General features: G+C 70.9%; 19 protein-coding genes and 1 tRNA gene. 6 read left to right on the forward strand and 14 right to left on the reverse strand.

The features are described from left to right. The first annotated feature begins 31 nt into the window (after positions 1 to 31). The 3 genes from OG897_RS25885 (at position 32) to OG897_RS25895 (ending at position 1,963) form a co-directional block, all read left to right on the forward strand. Complete coding sequence (locus tag OG897_RS25885) at positions 32 to 589, forward strand: hypothetical protein (protein WP_266659813.1); 558 nt, start codon at positions 32 to 34, stop codon at positions 587 to 589. Positions 590 to 680: 91 nt separating this feature from the next. Next, entirely contained in the window at positions 681 to 1,337 is a 657-nt protein-coding gene (locus OG897_RS25890) for an SDR family oxidoreductase (protein ID WP_266659815.1), read from the forward strand. 119 nt (positions 1,338 to 1,456) lie between these two features. Beyond that, the gene (locus OG897_RS25895) at positions 1,457 to 1,963 is read left to right on the forward strand and encodes a GyrI-like domain-containing protein (protein WP_266659817.1); all 507 of its coding nucleotides are present in this window, start codon (positions 1,457 to 1,459) and stop codon (positions 1,961 to 1,963) included. 88 nt (positions 1,964 to 2,051) lie between these two features. Here the strand turns inward: OG897_RS25895 and OG897_RS25900 are convergent. Further along, positions 2,052 to 2,133: transfer RNA gene (locus OG897_RS25900), tRNA-Tyr, on the reverse strand. 237 nt (positions 2,134 to 2,370) lie between these two features. Here OG897_RS25900 and OG897_RS25905 point away from each other — a divergent pair. The 3 genes from OG897_RS25905 to OG897_RS25915 all read left to right on the forward strand — a co-directional run bounded on the left by OG897_RS25905 (position 2,371) and on the right by OG897_RS25915 (position 4,300). Continuing rightward, positions 2,371 to 2,859, forward strand: a complete 489-nt coding sequence (locus OG897_RS25905) for a YajQ family cyclic di-GMP-binding protein (RefSeq protein ID WP_266659819.1) — start codon at positions 2,371 to 2,373, stop codon at positions 2,857 to 2,859. A gap of 263 nt (positions 2,860 to 3,122) precedes the next feature. Further along, positions 3,123 to 3,638, forward strand: a complete 516-nt coding sequence (locus OG897_RS25910) for a methylated-DNA--[protein]-cysteine S-methyltransferase (RefSeq protein WP_266659821.1) — start codon at positions 3,123 to 3,125, stop codon at positions 3,636 to 3,638. Continuing rightward, on the forward strand, positions 3,635 to 4,300 hold the full coding sequence (locus tag OG897_RS25915) for an alpha-ketoglutarate-dependent dioxygenase AlkB (RefSeq protein WP_266659823.1): 666 nt from the start codon (positions 3,635 to 3,637) through the stop codon (positions 4,298 to 4,300). The genes OG897_RS25910 and OG897_RS25915 overlap by 4 nt, the downstream gene beginning before the upstream one ends. Here the strand turns inward: OG897_RS25915 and OG897_RS25920 are convergent. The 13 genes from OG897_RS25920 to OG897_RS25980 all read right to left on the reverse strand — a co-directional run bounded on the left by OG897_RS25920 (position 4,289) and on the right by OG897_RS25980 (position 16,110). Then, positions 4,289 to 4,561: a GlsB/YeaQ/YmgE family stress response membrane protein gene (locus OG897_RS25920; protein WP_266659825.1), complete on the reverse strand. Its 273-nt coding sequence runs from the start codon at positions 4,559 to 4,561 to the stop codon at positions 4,289 to 4,291. The genes OG897_RS25915 and OG897_RS25920 overlap by 12 nt on opposite strands. A gap of 140 nt (positions 4,562 to 4,701) precedes the next feature. After that, entirely contained in the window at positions 4,702 to 5,094 is a 393-nt protein-coding gene (locus OG897_RS25925; protein WP_266659827.1) for a YccF domain-containing protein, read from the reverse strand. Continuing rightward, positions 5,091 to 5,954, reverse strand: coding sequence for a zinc metalloprotease HtpX (gene htpX / locus OG897_RS25930; protein ID WP_266659829.1), 864 nt, complete (start codon positions 5,952 to 5,954; stop codon positions 5,091 to 5,093). The genes OG897_RS25925 and htpX overlap by 4 nt, the downstream gene beginning before the upstream one ends. A gap of 150 nt (positions 5,955 to 6,104) precedes the next feature. Next, a complete protein-coding gene (locus OG897_RS25935) occupies positions 6,105 to 7,682 on the reverse strand; it encodes an NADH-quinone oxidoreductase subunit N (RefSeq protein WP_266660498.1) in 1,578 nt (525 codons plus the stop codon). 17 nt (positions 7,683 to 7,699) lie between these two features. Further along, on the reverse strand, positions 7,700 to 9,274 hold the full coding sequence (locus tag OG897_RS25940; protein WP_266659831.1) for a NuoM family protein: 1,575 nt from the start codon (positions 9,272 to 9,274) through the stop codon (positions 7,700 to 7,702). A 3-nt stretch (positions 9,275 to 9,277) separates the two neighbouring features. Continuing rightward, positions 9,278 to 11,275, reverse strand: coding sequence for an NADH-quinone oxidoreductase subunit L (locus tag OG897_RS25945; protein WP_266659833.1), 1,998 nt, complete (start codon positions 11,273 to 11,275; stop codon positions 9,278 to 9,280). Further along, positions 11,272 to 11,685: an NADH-quinone oxidoreductase subunit NuoK gene (gene nuoK / locus OG897_RS25950; RefSeq protein ID WP_266659835.1), complete on the reverse strand. Its 414-nt coding sequence runs from the start codon at positions 11,683 to 11,685 to the stop codon at positions 11,272 to 11,274. The genes OG897_RS25945 and nuoK overlap by 4 nt, the downstream gene beginning before the upstream one ends. Beyond that, entirely contained in the window at positions 11,685 to 12,335 is a 651-nt protein-coding gene (locus OG897_RS25955; RefSeq protein ID WP_266660500.1) for an NADH-quinone oxidoreductase subunit J, read from the reverse strand. The genes nuoK and OG897_RS25955 overlap by 1 nt, the downstream gene beginning before the upstream one ends. Further along, positions 12,335 to 12,994: a 4Fe-4S binding protein gene (locus OG897_RS25960; protein WP_266659837.1), complete on the reverse strand. Its 660-nt coding sequence runs from the start codon at positions 12,992 to 12,994 to the stop codon at positions 12,335 to 12,337. The genes OG897_RS25955 and OG897_RS25960 overlap by 1 nt, the downstream gene beginning before the upstream one ends. A 2-nt stretch (positions 12,995 to 12,996) precedes the next feature. Beyond that, a complete protein-coding gene (locus OG897_RS25965) occupies positions 12,997 to 13,965 on the reverse strand; it encodes a complex I subunit 1 family protein (protein ID WP_266659839.1) in 969 nt (322 codons plus the stop codon). Further along, positions 13,962 to 15,119 (reverse strand): NADH-quinone oxidoreductase subunit C, encoded by a 1,158-nt coding sequence (locus OG897_RS25970; RefSeq protein WP_266659841.1) that lies wholly within the window; start codon positions 15,117 to 15,119, stop codon positions 13,962 to 13,964. The genes OG897_RS25965 and OG897_RS25970 overlap by 4 nt, the downstream gene beginning before the upstream one ends. Next, positions 15,116 to 15,745 (reverse strand): NADH-quinone oxidoreductase subunit B, encoded by a 630-nt coding sequence (locus OG897_RS25975; RefSeq protein WP_266659843.1) that lies wholly within the window; start codon positions 15,743 to 15,745, stop codon positions 15,116 to 15,118. Before OG897_RS25975 ends, OG897_RS25970 begins: the two co-directional genes overlap by 4 nt. Continuing rightward, entirely contained in the window at positions 15,736 to 16,110 is a 375-nt protein-coding gene (locus tag OG897_RS25980) for an NADH-quinone oxidoreductase subunit A (RefSeq protein ID WP_266660502.1), read from the reverse strand. The genes OG897_RS25975 and OG897_RS25980 overlap by 10 nt, the downstream gene beginning before the upstream one ends. Between the last annotated feature and the right edge of the window lie 197 nt (positions 16,111 to 16,307).

Below are 16,307 nucleotides of genomic sequence, written 5' to 3' on the forward strand. Positions count from 1 at the left end.
CCTCACCGCCCGCTCCAGGAAACGGAGTGCCATGACCACCCCCGCCCCCACCCTCCCCTCCAACGTCTCCCTTCCCTCCCCTCCCTCCCCTCTCTCCCCCGACGACCTGAAATCCCTTCTGGGAGAAGCACTGCACACCGAAGTGGTGCGGTATTTTCACGAAAAGACACCGGCCCTCCCTCAGGACTTCGTGGAGCGCCAGGTCACCGAATGTCTGCGCTATCTCTACCTCGTCTCCCGGCACCGAGAACAACTCAGCGGTCTTTTTCTGCCGGTCGAGCAGGACATCGACGAAATCTGGCACTACCTCATTCTCCAGACCCGCGAGTACCGCGCACTGTGCGAGGAGCGACTCCCCGGGCGGTTCTTCATCGAGCACCGCAGCATCGCCTACGAGGACTACCAGGAAGAACCGGGACGCGAACAGGCACTGGAGGAGGCACTGCGCTGGATTCCCCTGTACTGCCGCGAATTCGGGCCGTTCGACGAGGGCGCACTCCCCCACTGGACCATGGTGCGATTCCTCCACGAGCAGATGAAACTCTCCCTCGCGGACATCGCGGGCCTGAAGCCCGTGGCCACGGCGTAGACCCACGGCGTGAACACAGCGGGCGTACACGTTTCCCGGGCGTGTGCGGCGTTCTGAGCGGGAGCGGGGCCATGGGCGTACGGTCGAAGGCATGCGCACTGTCATCGCTGGTGGACACGGTCAGATCGCGTTGCGGCTGGAGCGTCTGCTCGCCGCACGCGGAGGCGAGGTCGCGGGGATCATCCGCGACGCCAAGCAGAGCGAGGACCTGCGGTCGGCGGGCGCCGAACCGATCGTCCTCGACCTGGAGTCGGCGTCCGTGGAGGAGGTCGCGGCGGCCCTTCAAGGGGCCTCCGCGGCGGTCTTCGCGGCGGGCGCGGGTCCGGGCAGCACGGTCGGCCGCAAGGACACCGTGGACCGGGACGCGGCCGTCAAGTTCGCCGACGCGGCGGAACGGGCGGGCGTGCGCCGCTACGTGGTGGTGTCCTCGATGGGCGCCGACCCCGAGCACCCGGGCGACGAGGTCTTCGACGTGTACCTGCGCGCCAAGGGTGCGGCGGACGCGGACGTACGGGCCAGGAGCGGCCTGGACTGGACGGTCCTGAGGCCCGGCCAACTGACGAACGACGCGGGCACCGGGCTGGTGCAGCTGGGCGCCTCGACGGGGCGCGGGCCGGTGACGCGGGACGACGTGGCGGCCGTACTGGCGGAGCTGCTGGAGACGCCGTCGACGGCGGGGCTGACGCTGGAACTGATCGGCGGCAGCGTGCCGGTGTCGGTGGCGGTGAAGGACGTGGCGGGCAACTGACCGGCAGGACGGCCGGAGGCGCAACTGTGCGGCGGGACCGACGAGTTCGGTACCCGCCGCACAGTCGTCACCCGTGACGGCCGGGTACGACGACGGCACAGACCGAACGAAGGAGCGCCATGCGGTACGAACCCGAGGTCCCCGCGATCGTGGAACGCGGCGAGCAGCCCTACGTGAGCGTCCTGGGGCGGGTGCGGCCGGACGGTTTCGCCGCGATCGCCGACCGGATCCCGGAGCTCTACGGCTGGCTCGCCGCGCGGGGAACCGAACCGCTCGGCGGTCCGTTCCTCCGGTACAACGTGATCGGTTCGGACGGGGAGCTGGAGGTCGAGGCGGGGGTTCCAGTGGCGGTGGCACCGGAACCGGAGGGCGAGGTGCGCTCGGGAGTGCTGCCTGCGGGCCGGTACGCGACGCTGACGCACGTCGGCCACCCCGACGAGCTGGTCGGCGTCACGGAGGAGCTGATCGCCTGGGCGGGGAGGCAGGGCCTGGAGTGGGACATGACGGAGGCCGGGGACGGCGAGCACTGGGTGGGCCGGACGGAGACGTTCCTGACCGACCCCCGGGTGGAACCGGACCCGAACAAGTGGGAGACGCGGCTCGCGTTCCGGCTGGCGGACGGGTAGCGGGCGGATAGCGGGCGGGGCTACCGCCCGGCGGGGAAAACCCGAAGGCCCCTGGCCAGCGTTTCCGCTGATCAGGGGCCTTCTTTTGTGGCGGCGCCAGGATTCGAACCTGGGTAGGCTAAGCCGACGGATTTACAGTCCGTTCCCATTGGCCACTCGGGCACACCGCCATGGGACGTCACCGGGGGATCTTCGCCTCGCGGCGCTTTTCCCTGGGGACGACGTAAACAATACCTGATGACCAGGGGTGCTCCGCCACTCGATTGATCTGCGCCCGCCGTCCGTCCGGGTGGCTAGGCTTTGCGGCGTACGCCCAGGTGTACGCGCGGGTGTCCCTCCAAGGGATTGCACCGCGTCCGCGCCGTACCCGTCACCCATCCATCACCCACACCAAGGAGCCACAGGACATGGCCGACTCCAGTTTCGACATCGTCTCGAAGGTCGAGCGGCAGGAGGTCGACAACGCCCTCAACCAGGCCGCCAAGGAGATCTCGCAGCGCTACGACTTCAAGGGGACGGACGCCTCGATCTCCTGGTCCGGCGAGAAGATCCTGATGCAGGCGAACGGCGAGGAGCGCGTCAAGGCGATCCTCGACATCTTCGAGACCAAGCTGGTCAAGCGCGGGATCTCGCTGAAGTCGCTGGACGCCGGTGAGCCGCAGCTGTCCGGCAAGGAGTACAAGATCTTCGCCTCCATCGAGGAGGGGATCTCGCAGGACAACGCCAAGAAGGTCGCCAAGATCATCCGCGACGAGGGCCCCAAGGGCGTCAAGGCGCAGGTGCAGGGCGACGAGCTGCGCGTCAGCTCCAAGAGCCGGGACGACCTCCAGGCCATCCAGGCCCTGCTCAAGGGCAAGGACCTGGACTTCGCGATCCAGTACACGAACTACCGCTGATGCGTTTCTCCCGCGATGCGCTGATGCGCTGATGCGCTCATGCAACTGATGCGTTGATGCAACCGATGCGTCGACGCGGGAGTGAGCCTTCGGACGGGGGCGGTGGGCGGCTCCGGGCCGACTCCCCGCCCCCTTCGCGTGCCCGGACGCCCGGACCGTACGACCGTCAGCGTGATGTCCGAATTCCGCCAGCCCGGGGACGGGCGCGGGCGCAGACTCGACGGCGAGAAGCGTGGTGAGCACTGCGCGGAGAGGATGGGGTCATGACGGCGTGCACGGTTCACGCGACCCTCGACAGCCCGCTGGGCGAGCTGCTGGTGGTGGGCGAGGAGTCCGCCACCGCGCCCGGCGGGATCGCGCTGGTGTCGTTGTCGGTGCCGGGCCAGAAGGGCGGGGCCGTCGTCCAGGACCGGTGGCGGTGCGCGCCGGAGCTGTTCGGCGGGCTGGCGGCGCAGCTGAAGGCGTACTTCGCCGGGGAGCTGACGCACTTCGAGATCCCGTACGCGGACGGGGCCGGGACGGAGTTCCAGCGCCGGGTGTGGGGTGCGGTGGACACCATCGCGTACGGGGAGACGACGTCGTACGGGAAGCTCGCCGAGTCGATCGGGGCGTCGCGGGCGGCGGTCCGGGCGGTGGGGACCGCGATCGGGCGCAATCCGCTGCTGGTGGTGCGGCCGTGCCACCGGATCGTGGGGGCGGACGGGTCGCTCGTGGGGTACGCGGGCGGGCTGGAGCGGAAGCGGCTGCTCTTGGAGCTGGAGGGCGGCCCGGTGCGGTGAGGGAGCTGTTCGAGCTGCCTCGGGAGCGGGCGGAGGTGGCACCGGGAGCGGTGCACGTTCCTGGGTGGCTGTCGCTCAAGGAGCAGCAGGAGCTGGTGGTGGCGTGCCGGCGGTGGGCCACCGGTCCTGTGCCGCTGCGGCAGACGCGGCTGCCCGGGGGCGGGCTGATGTCGGTGCGGTCGGTGCATCTTGGCTGGCACTGGCAGCCGTACCGCTACTCCCGCACGGCGGATGACGTCAACGGTGCGCGGGTGGCCGATTTCCCGCCGTGGCTGGGCGACGTGGGACGCCGGGCGCTGGTCGACGCGTACGAGGACGAGCGCGCCGGTGACGGGTACGCGCCGGACGCCGGGCTGGTGAACTTCTACGACGGCGACGCCCGGATGGGGATGCACCAGGACCGGGAAGAACGGTCGCGGGCGCCGGTGGTGTCGTTGAGCATCGGCGACAGTTGCGTGTTCCGGTTCGGGAACACGCAGGGCCGTGGACGCCCCTATACGGATGTGGAGTTGAGGTCCGGGGACCTCTTCGTGTTCGGGGGGCCTTCGCGGTTCGCGTACCACGGAGTGCCGAAGGTGCTGCCGGGTACGGGCGATCCGGCGACCGGGATGGCCGCCGGACGGCTGAACGTCACGCTGCGGGTAACCGGGCTAGCGGCGTGAGCGGGAGTGGCCGAAGAGGATGCGGTACGCGATGAGCAGGACGAGCGAGCCGCCGACGGCCGCGATCCAGGTCGGGCCGTCGTAGAACTGGTTGGCGATCTCGCGGTCCAGGAACTTCGTGGAGATCCAGCCGCCGAGGAACGCGCCCGCGATGCCGATCAGCGTGGTGCCGATCAGCCCGCCCGGGTCGCGTCCAGGCAGCAGGACCTTGGCTATGACGCCGGCGACGAGGCCGAGGACGATCCAGCCCAGGATGCTCATGAGGGTCCCCCCGTGGGTGCGATGTGCCGTGCGGTGCGCGCGGGCAGGTGTGGTGCTCCTGCCCGCTCTCGTACGGCAAGACGCATCGCGCGCCGGGAAGGTTGCCAGGTCAGGCGAGGGGGACGCGGATCAGCGGGGCGTCAGCGCGCGGCGAAGGGCTGGTCGGTCGGGACGATCTCCTTGCCGAGCGGCAGCAGGGACACCGGAATCAGCTTGAAGTTCGCAATGCCGAACGGGATTCCGATGATCGTGATGCAGAGGGCGATGCCGGTGACGATGTGGCCCAGGGCGAGCCACCAGCCCGCGAGGACCAGCCACAGGACGTTGCCGACGCAGGAGGGCGCGCCCGCGTCGCGGCGGTCCACGACCGTCTGGCCGAAGGGCCACAGGGCGTAGATGCCGATCCGGAAGGCCGCCAGGCCGAACGGGATGCCGATGATGGTGATGCAGAGCAGGAGGCCCGCGACCAGGTAGCCCAGGAAGAGCCAGAAGCCGCTCAGGACCAGCCATATGAGGTTGAGGAGTGTCTTCACGGTCGGTGGCCTGCCATCTGTTCGAGTCGGGCGATACGTTCCGCCATGGGCGGGTGGGTGGAGAAGAGCTTCGCCGCGCCCTCGCCGGGGCGGAACGGGTTCGCGATCATCATGTGGCTCGCGGTCTCGATCCGGGGCTCGGGGGGCAGCGGTAGTTGCTTCGTACCCGCGTCCAGCTTGCGCAACGCGCTCGCGAGGGCGAGAGGGTCGCCGGTGAGCTGCGCGCCGGAGGCGTCGGCCTCGTACTCGCGGGAGCGGCTGACGGCGAGCTGGATGATCGAGGCGGCCAGCGGGCCCAGGATCATGATCAGCAGCATCCCGAAGATGCCGGGGCCCTCGTTGTCGTTGGATCTGCCGACGGGGATCAGCCAGGCGAAGTTGACCAGGAACATCACGACGGAGGCGAGCGCTCCGGCGACGGAGGAGATCAGGATGTCGCGGTTGTAGACGTGGCTGAGCTCGTGGCCGATGACGCCGCGCAGTTCGCGCTCGTCGAGGATCTGGAGGATGCCCTCGGTGCAGCAGACGGCCGCGTTGCGCGGGTTGCGGCCGGTGGCGAAGGCGTTGGGGGCCTGGGTCGGCGAGATGTAGAGGCGGGGCATGGGCTGGCGGGCGGCCGTGGAGAGCTCGCGGACCATGCGGTAGAGGGCGGGGGCCTCGAACTCGCTGACGGGGCGGGCTCGCATGGCGCGCAGGGCCAGTTTGTCGCTGTTCCAGTACGCGTACGCGTTGGTGCCGAGCGCCACGAGGAGCGCGACGAGCAGTCCCGTACGGCCGAAGAAGCTGCCGATGACGAGGATCAGCGCGGACAGGCCCCCGAGGAGTACGGCTGTCTTCAACCCGTTGTGCCGGCGGTGCACGGTAGGCCCTCCAAGTAGTGCGGCAGGGGAACTCCTGACCGGGTGGTGCTTCCACGTTCAGTGGACCCTTCCTCACTGGTCAACGCCAGGCGAGGGTCACTAGTTCCCTTGTGCACCGGTGAGCGGGTTAGGCCGTCCGGGGGCCGGGCTCTAGTCGAAGAGGGTGCCTGTGGCGAAGCGGAGGATCAGCTGGGGGGCGCCGGAGAGGGCGATCGCGGCGATGAGGGTGAGGACGATCGCGGTGCCCAGGGGGGCGGGGAGGCGGTGGCGTGCTCGCTCCTCTTGAGGTGCGTGCCCTGCGGGTGTTTGTGCTGCGTCCTGCGCAGGTGCCGGGCGGAAGAGGAGCGCCGTCCAGCGGAGGTAGTAGTACAGCGCGATCACGACGTTGACGGCCATGACGACGGCCAGCCAGGCCAGGCCCGCGTCGACGGCCGCCGAGAAGACGGTGACCTTCGCGAAGAGGCCGATGAGGCCCGGCGGGAGTCCGGCGAGGCAGAGCAGGAAGAAGCCGAGGGCGAGGGCGGCGAGGGGGCTGCGGGCGTAGAGGCCCCGGTAGTCGGTGAGGCGGCCGCCCGGGTGCGTACGGGAGACGAGGGCGGCGACGGCGAAGGCCCCGAGGTTCACGACGGCGTACATGAGCGCGTACGCGACGGTGGAGCCGATCTGGGCGTCGCTGGAGTACGCGGCGGCCGCGATCGGCACCAGGAGGTAGCCCGCCTGCCCGACGGACGACCAGGCGAGGAGGCGGATCGCACTGTGCGCACGCGTGGCGCTCTGGCGCAGGGCGGCCACGTTGCCGACGGTCATCGTGAGGGCGGCGAGGACGGCGAGGGCCGGACCCCACACGTCGGCGTACGAGGGGAACGCGACGACGGTGACCAGGATGAGGCCGGAGAAGCCGACCGCCTTCCCGGTGACGGAGAGGTACGCGGCGATGGGCAGGGGCGCGCCGACGTAGGTGTCGGGGACCCAGAAGTGGAAGGGCGCTGCCGCCGTCTTGAAGGCGAAGCCGACGAGGGTGAGGGCGACGCCCGCCTTGGCGAGGGTGTCCAGCTGGGCGGGGACGTCGTCGAGGCGGCTGGCGATCTCGGTGAGGTGGAGGGTGCCGGTCGCGGCGTACACGAAGCTGACGCCGAGGAGCATCACGGCGGTCGCGGTGACGGAGGACAGGAAGAACTTCAGGGCGGCTTCGGAGGACCGCTTGTCGCCGCGTCGCAGGCCGACGAGGGCGAAGGCGGGCAGGGACGCGACTTCGAGGGCGACGACGAGGGTGGCGAGGTCGCGGGAGGCGGGCAGGAGGGCCGCTCCGGCGGCGGAGGAGAGGAGCAGGAACCAGTACTCGCCCGCGGGCAGCTTCTTGTCGTCCTTGGCGAGGGTGAGGGAGAGCAGGGCGGTGACCAGGGCGCCGACGAGGACGAGGGCCTGGATGACCAGGGTGAACTGGTCGGCGGTGTAGCTGCACACCGTGTCGTCGTCGACGAGGCAGAAGGTCTTGCGGTGGCCGCCGCGCAGGGGCAGCAGGGCGAGCAGCGCGAGGGCCGGGCCCGCGACCGCGCCGATGCCGAGGAGGTGCTTGCGGTTCTCCCGTACGAAGAGGTCGGCGACGAGGACGAGCAGGGCGGCGACGGCCGCGATGACGGGCGGGGCGACGGCCAGCCAGTCGACGGACTGGACGAGGCTCGCCGACGGGGCCGCTGCCTGCGCGAACGCGCTGACGGCGGGAGGCACGGCTTCGGTGGCCACGGTCACGACTTGCCTCCTGCGAGGAGCTTCTGGACGGCCGGGTCGGTCAGGCCGAGGAGGACTGCGGGCCAGAGGCCGGCGAGGACGGTGAGGGCGACGAGGGGGGTCCAGGTGGCGGCCTCGTAGCCCTGGAGGTCGGCGACGGCGGGGCCCTTGGGGTCCCGCTCCCCCATGCAGACGCGGCGTACGACGATCAGCAGGTACGCGGCGGTGAGGAGGGTGCCGAGTCCGGCGAGGGCCATGTAGGTGAGGAAGGCGGGGCGGCTGAGGCCCTCAGCGGGGTCGAACGCGCCGAACATCGTCAGCATCTCGCCCCAGAAGCCCGCCAGTCCGGGGAGGCCGAGGGAGGCGACGGCGGCGAAGGCGAGGAGGACGCCGAGGCGGGGGGCGCGGCCGTACAGGGCGGCGCCGGTGGCTCCGGCGAGGGTGTCGAGGTCGGCGGTGCCGTAGCGGTCCTTGAGGGCGCCGACCAGGAAGAAGAGCAGGCCGGTGATGAGGCCGTGGGCGATGTTGGCGAAGAGCGCACCGTTGACGCCGGTGGGGGTCATGGAGGCGATGCCGAGGAGGACGAAGCCCATGTGGCCGACGGACGAGTACGCGATGAGGCGCTTGAGGTCGCCCTTGTTGCCCTTGCGGGCCAGGGAGAGGCAGGCGAGGGAGCCGTAGAGGATGCCGACGACGGCGAAGGCGGCGAGGTAGGGCGCGAAGGCGTGCATGCCCTCGGGGGCGATGGGCAGGGCGACGCGGACGAAGCCGTACGTGCCCATCTTCAGCAGGACTCCGGCGAGGAGGACCGAACCGACGGTGGGGGCGGCGGTGTGGGCGTCCGGCAGCCAGCTGTGCAGGGGCCACATCGGGGTCTTCACCGCGAGGCCGACGGCGATCGCCAGAACTGCCGTGACCTGCACGGATGTTGTCAGTCCTCGGCCGTTGTCAGTGGCGAGTGCCACCATGTCGAATGTGCCGGATTTCAGGCCGATGAGGAGGAGGCCGAGCAGCATCACGACGGAGCCGAGCAGGGTGTAGAGGATGAACTTCCACGCAGCCTGGACGCGTTGGGCGCCGCCCCAGCGTGCGATGAGGAAGTACATCGGGATGAGGACCATCTCGAAGGCCAGGAAGAACAGGATCAGGTCGAGGACGGCGAAGGTGGCGAGGGTGCCGGACTCCAGGACGAGGAGGAGGGCGACGAATGCCCTGGGGGACGGGCCCTCGGGCATTTTGAAGTAGCTGTAGAGCGCGCAGAGGAAGGTCAGGAGCGCGGTCAGGAGGAGAAGGGGGAGCGAGATGCCGTCGATGCCGAGATGGATGCGGATGTCGAGCGCCGGGATCCAGCTGATGTCGGTGCTGGCCTGCATCTTCGCGGGGTGGTCGCGGTCGAAGCCGAGCGCGAGGACGATCGCGGCGATGAGGACGGCACCGGTGACGACGACTCCGTGGCGGAGCACGGCCTGGTCCGGGGACTTTCCCTTCAGTCCTGGCGGGGCCGGGAGGAGGGCGGCGACGGCGCCGATGAGCGGGCCGACGACGATCAGTGCGAGAAGGAACTGCATCACGGATTCGCTGATATCGATCATGGCTCACGCTCCGGCGGCGGCGACGAGGACGGCGGCGATCGCCAGGACGACGGAACCGGCGAGCAGGGCGGCCAGGTAGGTCTGGACGTTGCCGGTCTGGGCGCGGCGGACGGCGATGCCGAGCCAGCGCGGGAGGGTTCCGGCGGCGCGGACGTAGGTGTCGACGACCTCGCGGTCGAGGAACCTGACCAGTTCGGCTGCTGCCTGGACGGGGCGGACGAAGAGGGCGGCGTAGAGGGCGTCCAGGTGGAAGCCGGTGGCCGCGTGGCGGTGCAGGGGGCCCAGGAGGAGGCGGCCGGGGTCGCCGGGGTCGGGGGCTGAGGCGATGTCGCTGTACGCCGCTTCGTGCGTGGCGATGGCTTCCTCTTCGGAGGTGGCCGGGTCGGCTTCCGGGTGAGCGGCGATCGCGCCGAGGGGGGTGTTGGTGCCCGCCCTGTAGCGCAGGGCGCGCCAGGAGGCGTACGTCATGATCCCGCCGACGACGGCGACGCCGGTGCCGAGGATGGCGGTGGTGACGGTCGGGGTCAGGGAGTGGACGTCGAACCAGCCCGCGAGCTGGCCGACGGTCAGGCCGAGGGCGAGGGAGGGGACGGCGAGGAGCCAGAGGACGGTGGTCATGGCAACCGGCTGGCGGCCGTGGTCGGGGGCGGCCGGGCCGTGGCCTCGGAAGGCGAGGAGCCAGAGGCGGGTGGCGTAGGCGGCGGTGAGGAGAGCGGTGAGGAGACCGGAGATCAGGACGATCCAGCCCGCGCCGGAGGGGCTGGTCGCGGAGTCGCCGAGGGCGGTGTGCTCGGCGGCGACCAGGACGGCTTCCTTGGAGAAGAAGCCCGCGAACGGAGGGATGGCGGCGAGCGCGAGGAGCGCGATCGTCATCGTCCAGTAGGCGTCCGGGATGCGCTTGGGGAGTCCGCCCATGCGGGACATGGCGGCCAGGGAGTTGGTGCCCGCGGCGTGGATGATCACGCCGGCGCCGAGGAAGAGGAGGGCCTTGAAGGCACCGTGCGAGAGGAGGTGGAAGACGGCGGCACCGCGGTCGCCGACCGCGAGGGCGCCGGTCATGTAGCCGAGCTGGCCGATCGTCGAGTACGCGAGGACCCGCTTGATGTCGTCCTGGGCGAGCGCGGCGAGGGCCGAGCCGACCATCGTGACCGCGGCCGTCACGGCGAGGACGGTCATGGCGGCGGCGGAGGCAGCGAAGACGGGGAGGAGGCGGGCGACGAAGTAGACACCGGCGGCGACCATCGTCGCGGCGTGGATGAGCGCGGAGACGGGCGTGGGGCCCGCCATCGCGTCCGGGAGCCAGGTGTGGAGCGGGAACTGGGCGGACTTGCCCGCGACACCGGCGATGAGGAGGAGGGCGATCAGGGTGGGGTGGTCGAGGCCGCCCGTGGCGACGGCGTCCAGGATGCCGGTGATGCGGAAGGTGCCCGCGTCGGCGGCCAGGGCGAACAGGCCGAACAGGAAGGGGACGTCGCCGAGCTTGGTGACCAGGAACGCCTTGAGGGAGGCGGCGCGGGCTTCGGGCGTCTCCCAGTAGTGACCGACGAGGAAGTACGAGCAGATGCCCATGATCTCCCAGCCGACCAGCAGCACCATCAGGTCGCCGGAGTAGACGACGAGCAGCATCGCGGAGGTGAAGAGGGAGACGAGAGCGGCGTAGGAGGCGTAGCGGGGGTCGTCGCGCAGGTAGGCCGTCGAGTACACCTGGACGCAGGTGGCGACGACGGTCACCAGGACGGCGACCAGGGCCGCGAAGCCGTCGATGTGCAGGGCCAGGTCGATGGGGACCGAGCCGGTCGGGGTGAGGCGGGTGGCGGCGTCGATGGCCGCTCCGCCGCCCTGGTGGACGGCGACGGTGATCGCGAGGGCGAGCGCGGCGACGGTGGGGAGGAGCGCGAGGGGCCGCACGAAGCCGGGGATGGTGCGGCCGAGGAGGAGGCCCGCGACCGCGCCGAGGAAGGGGAGGAGGGGGACGAGGACGGCGAGGGTCGTGGTGGTCACGCGGCGGCCTCCGCTGCCTTCGGGGCCGGGGCGCCGGTGGCTGTGCCGACGGCGTCCGTGTCGGTGTCGTCCGTGTCGTCGTCGGGCGGGTCGGTCGGGTCGGGGGTCTCGGTGGTGTCGCGGAGTCTGTCGACGTCCGAGGTGCCTCGGTTGCGGTAGACCATCAGGACGATCGCCAGGCCGATGCCGATCTCGGCGGCGGCGATGGCGATGGTGAAGAGCGTGAGGGCCTGGCCGCCGTGCAGGGCGTCGCGGAGCCAGACGTCGAAGGCGACCAGGTTGAGGTTGACGGCGTTGAGCATCAGCTCGACGGACATCAGGACCAGGATCGCGTTGCGGCGGGCGAGGACTCCGTAGAGGCCGACGCAGAAGAGGAGGGCGGCGAGGACGGCCGGGTAGGCGAGGTGCATCAGCGCTGCTCCTTCTTCGTCGGCTCGCTGGAGGACGCTTCGGCCGCGCGGGCTGCCGCTTCGTCGGCTTCTGCTTCAGCTTCGGCTTCGGCTTCGGCTTGTTCGGTTGCCGTGTTCTTGCGGGAGAGGACGATCGCGCCGACCAGGGCGGCCAGGAGCAGGACGGAGAGGGCTTCGAAGGGCAGCACCCAGTGCTGGAAGAGGATCTCGCCGGTCACCTTGGTGGAGCCCTGGACCGGTCCGTCCAGGTTGATCCAGGTGGTGCGGAAGGCGTCGACGACCACCCAGACGAGGGCGGCCGCCGCGGCGACGGCCACCGCGAGGGCCACCGGGCGGTTGCCCGAGTCGGCGTCCGGGGAGCGGCCGATGGGGGCCTTGGTGAGCATGAGTCCGAAGAGGAGGAGGACCACGACGGAGCCGACGTAGATCAGCACCTGGACCCAGGCGATGAACTCGGCCGTGAGGAGCAGGTACTCGACGGCGAGGCCGCCGAGGGCGACGACCAGCCAGAGCGCGGCGTGCACGAGCTGCTTGGTGGTGACCGTGATGACGGCCGCCCCGAGAGTGACGAGGCCGACCAGGAGGAACGCGATCTCGACGCCGGTCGGGGAGAGGAAGCCGGGGCCGGTGGCGGCGGAGAGAGTGACCATCACGCGGGGCCCTCCTGTTCCGTCTGGCCGGGCTGGGTGGCCGGTCCGGGCTGGGCGGCTGGTCCGGGCTGAGCGGCTGGTCCGGGCTGAGCGGCTGGTCCGGGCTGGGTGGTCTGGCTCGCTTCCGCCTGCTGGGCGGCGGCGAGTTTGTCGGCGGCCTTGCGGGCTGCCGCGATCTCCTTGGGCTCTTCCGCGTTCGGGTCGAGTGCCGGGGGTTCGGGGACGGTCCACATCCACTCGCGGAGCTTGTCGCGCTCGTGGGTGAGTTCGTGGATGTCGGTCTCCGCGTACTCGAACTCCGGCGACCAGAAGAGGGCGTCGAAGGGGCACACCTCGATACAGATCCCGCAGTACATGCAGAGCGAGAAGTCGATGGCGAAGCGGTCGAGGACGTTCCGGCTGCGTTCGCGGCCGCCGGGGGCGGCGGGCGGCACCGTCTCCTTGTGGGAGTCGATGTAGATGCACCAGTCGGGGCACTCGCGCGCGCACAGCATGCACACGGTGCAGTTCTCCTCGAAGAGGCCGATCACGCCGCGCGTACGGGGCGGGAGTTCGGGCTGCTTCTCCGGGTACTGCGCGGTGACGGTCTTCTTCGTCATCGTGCGGAGGGTGACGGCGAGGCCCTTGGCGAGGCCGCTCCCGGGGATGGGGGGTGCCATGACTACTGGATCGCCACCTTCACGATGCCGGTGAGCGCGATCTGCGCGAGTGCAAGGGGGATGAGTACGGTCCAGGAGAGTTTCTGGAGCTGGTCTTCGCGCAGGCGGGGATAGCTGACGCGGAGCCAGATGACGACGAACGCGAGGATCGCGGTCTTCAGGAGGGTCCAGACCCAGCCGAGCCCGTCCGCGCCCCAGGGGCCGTGCCAGCCGCCGAGGAAGAGGACGGTGGTCAGGCCGCAGACGATCACGATGCCCGCGTACTCGGCGAGCAGGAACAGGGCGAAGCGCAGGCCCGTGTACTCCGTGTACGCGCCGAAGATGATCTCCGAGTCGGCGATCGGGGCGTCGAACGGGGGGCGCTGGAGCTCGGCGAGACCGGCCGTGAAGAAGACGAAGGCGCCGATCAGTTGCCAGGGCAGCCACCACCACTGCCAGGCGTCGAGGATGCCGGGGAGGGAGAGGGTGCCCGCCGCCATGGCCACCGAGGCGGCGGCCAGCAGCATGGGGAGTTCGTACGCGAGGAGCTGGGCGGCGGTGCGCAGGCCGCCGAGGAGGGAGAACTTGTTCGCCGACGCCCAGCCCGCCATGAGGGAGCCGAGGACGCCGACGCCCATGACGGCGAGCACGTAGAAGATGCCCGCGTCGATCTGCTGGCCGACGGCGGACTCGCTCGGGCCGATGGGGATGACGAGGAGGACCAGGAGGTAAGGGAGGAGGGCGACGGCGGGGGCGAGCTGGAAGATGCGGCGGTCGGCCCCGTTGGGGACGACGTCTTCCTTCTGCGCGAACTTCACGCCGTCGGCGACGAGCTGGGCCCAGCCGTGGAAGCCGCCCGCGTACATGGGGCCGAGGCGGCCCTGCATGTGAGCCATCACCTTGTGCTCGGTCTGGCCGACCAGGAGGGGCAGGACCAGGAAGAGCACGAAGACGATGAGCAGGCGGAGGGCGACGTCGAGTACGTCGTTCACGCGGGATCGCCTCCGGCGGGGGTGTCGGGGGTGTCGTCTTGGGGGGTGTCGGGCCGGTCCGGGGCGTCCGGGGGCGTTTCGCGTACGGGCTCGGGGGCCGGGGGCTCGAAGGCCGGGCGGGCGTGGTGCCAGGGGGCGTCCGGGCTCGCGGGGGCGGGGTCCTCGGGGGTGGGGCGGGGGGCGTCGAGGGGTTCGGCTCCGCCGGGGACCGCCCCCTTGCCCACCCGTTCCGCCCCCGGGGGGCGGCCCCGCTGCCCAAGGGGGCTGGGCGAGGCGGGGGGCGTCTGCGAGGCGGGAGGCGTCTGGGAGGCGGGAGGCGTCTGGGAGGCCGAGCCGTCGCTCGCGGTGCGGGAGCGGCGGACCGGGCGGGCCGGGGCAGCGGTCTCCGGAGCGGTGATCTCCGGAGCGGCGGTCTCCGGAGCGGTAGCCGTCGGAGCGGTGGCCGCCGGAGGGACCTCCGGCGGAGTGGTCTGGGAGGCTGAGCCCTCGCCCACGCTCCTCGTACGGCGGGCCGGGCGGTCCGCAGTGGCTCCGGCCGCGCGGGCGGCGCCCCGGGCCGGGCGGGCCGGGGCTGCCGGGAGTTGGCCCTTGAGGGGGCCCCATTCGTTCGGGTCCGGGACGCCCGGGGGGAGCATCTGGCGGCGCTTGGGGCCGCCGTGCTCGGACTCGCCCGGTTCCTTCGCGCCGGGCCATGCCTTGGCCACACGCGCGGCCAGCACGAAGTCCTTGCGGAGGGGGTGGCCCTCGAAGGTGTCCGGGAGGAGGAGCGGGGCCAGGTGGGGGTGGTCGGTGAAGTCGATGCCGAACATCTCGTGCGTCTCGCGCTCGTGCCAGGCCGCACCCGCGAAGACCTCCACGGCGGTGGGAAGGGCGGCAGCCGTGTGGGGCACGGTGGTGCGGACCAGGAGGCGGCGGACCGTACGGCCTTCGAGGGAGACCAGGTGGGCGGAGACCAGGAAGCCCGTGCCGGGTTCGTCGACCGCGCTCAGCCAGTCGAAGTAGGTGCACGCCAGCTTGTCGCGGGCGATTTCGAGGGCGGAGATCCACCCGCCGACGGGCACGTCGACCGTCAGCAGGTCGTACGCGCGCTCCGCGCGGGCCTCCTCGCCGAAGACCTCGGTGACGGTGTCGGGCAGGCCGTCGTAGGCGCTCATCGGGTCTCGCCTCCCGCCGGGGAGGGGGCGGGCGGGGGCGTGAACAGGTCGCTCCGTAGAGCGGCAACGGACGGGGCCGCCGCCGAGTTCCCGTAACGGTCCGCCAGGGACTCGCGGGCGATCTTCTCCTGGAGTTTCAGGATGCCCTGGAGGAGGGCTTCGGGGCGCGGCGGGCAGCCCGGGACGTAGACGTCCACCGGGATGATCTGGTCCACGCCCTTGGTGACCGAGTACGAGTCCCAGTACGGGCCGCCGCAGTTGGAGCACGCGCCGAAGGAGATCACGTACTTCGGCTCGGGCATCTGCTCGTACAGACGCTTCACCGCCGGGGCCATCTTGTCCGTGACCGTGCCCGAGACGACCATCAGGTCGGCCTGGCGCGGGCCCGGCGCGAAGGGGATCACGCCGAGACGGATGAAGTCGTGGCGGGCCATGGAGGCCGCGATGAACTCGATGGCGCAGCAGGCCAGACCGAAGTTGAAGACCCAGAGGCTGTAGCGGCGGCCCCAGTTGAGGACCACCTTCATCGGCTCGGGAGCGAGCCGGGAGAGGACTCCGAGGCGCTGCGGAGCAAGCGGAACGGGCAGGTCCACCGGGGTGCTCCCAGGGGCGGGGGTCACGTCCATTCGAGGACGCCCTTCTTGTATGCGTACAGCAGACCAACGGCCAGGAAGCCGAGGAAGATGAACATCTCGACCAGCGTCGTGGCGCCGTATCCGGGCGCCGCGAACACCGTCGCCCACGGGAAGAGGAAGATCGCGTCGACCGCGAAGATCACGTACAGGAACGCGTAGACGTAGTAGCGGACTTGGGTGTGCGCCCAGCCCTCGCCGACCGGGTCGACTCCGCACTCGTACGTGAGGAGCTTCTCCGGGGTCGGGACCACCGGACGCAGCAGGCGGCCCGCGCCGAACGCCACGGCGACGAAGAGCACGCCGATCACGGCGAGCAGTCCGACGACCGAGTAGCTCTGGAAGTACGGGGCGGCCATCAGGTGGTGCGCCTGGTCCAAGTGGTGCGCCTGGTCCAAGTGGTGCGCCTGGTCGGCCACCGAATCGATCGGCACGGTCGGTTTCGGCACGTCCCGAACCTCACTCCCTGGGCCCCGCGGCACCCGCCGTGGGCGCCGTCCGTCGTCGATCTGTACGAGATCCGTACGAGAGGGGAGTCTAGAGCCTGAGATGGGGC

Source organism: Streptomyces sp. NBC_00237 (assembly GCF_026342435.1).
Lineage (GTDB): Bacteria > Actinomycetota > Actinomycetes > Streptomycetales > Streptomycetaceae > Streptomyces.

Coding starts and splice junctions, on each gene's coding strand:
- OG897_RS25970 (WP_266659841.1), bottom strand. CDS start 15,119: ATGAGCGCCTACGACGGCCTGCCCGACACCGTCACCGAGGTCTTCGGC.
- OG897_RS25890 (WP_266659815.1), top strand. CDS start 681: ATGCGCACTGTCATCGCTGGTGGACACGGTCAGATCGCGTTGCGGCTG.
- OG897_RS25940 (WP_266659831.1), bottom strand. CDS start 9,274: ATGATCGATATCAGCGAATCCGTGATGCAGTTCCTTCTCGCACTGATC.
- OG897_RS25910 (WP_266659821.1), top strand. CDS start 3,123: ATGACGGCGTGCACGGTTCACGCGACCCTCGACAGCCCGCTGGGCGAG.
- OG897_RS25905 (WP_266659819.1), top strand. CDS start 2,371: ATGGCCGACTCCAGTTTCGACATCGTCTCGAAGGTCGAGCGGCAGGAG.
- OG897_RS25955 (WP_266660500.1), bottom strand. CDS start 12,335: ATGGTCACTCTCTCCGCCGCCACCGGCCCCGGCTTCCTCTCCCCGACC.
- OG897_RS25960 (WP_266659837.1), bottom strand. CDS start 12,994: ATGGCACCCCCCATCCCCGGGAGCGGCCTCGCCAAGGGCCTCGCCGTC.
- OG897_RS25895 (WP_266659817.1), top strand. CDS start 1,457: ATGCGGTACGAACCCGAGGTCCCCGCGATCGTGGAACGCGGCGAGCAG.
- OG897_RS25920 (WP_266659825.1), bottom strand. CDS start 4,561: ATGAGCATCCTGGGCTGGATCGTCCTCGGCCTCGTCGCCGGCGTCATA.
- nuoK (WP_266659835.1), bottom strand. CDS start 11,685: ATGCACCTCGCCTACCCGGCCGTCCTCGCCGCCCTCCTCTTCTGCGTC.
- OG897_RS25980 (WP_266660502.1), bottom strand. CDS start 16,110: ATGGCCGCCCCGTACTTCCAGAGCTACTCGGTCGTCGGACTGCTCGCC.
- OG897_RS25885 (WP_266659813.1), top strand. CDS start 32: ATGACCACCCCCGCCCCCACCCTCCCCTCCAACGTCTCCCTTCCCTCC.
- OG897_RS25975 (WP_266659843.1), bottom strand. CDS start 15,745: ATGGACGTGACCCCCGCCCCTGGGAGCACCCCGGTGGACCTGCCCGTT.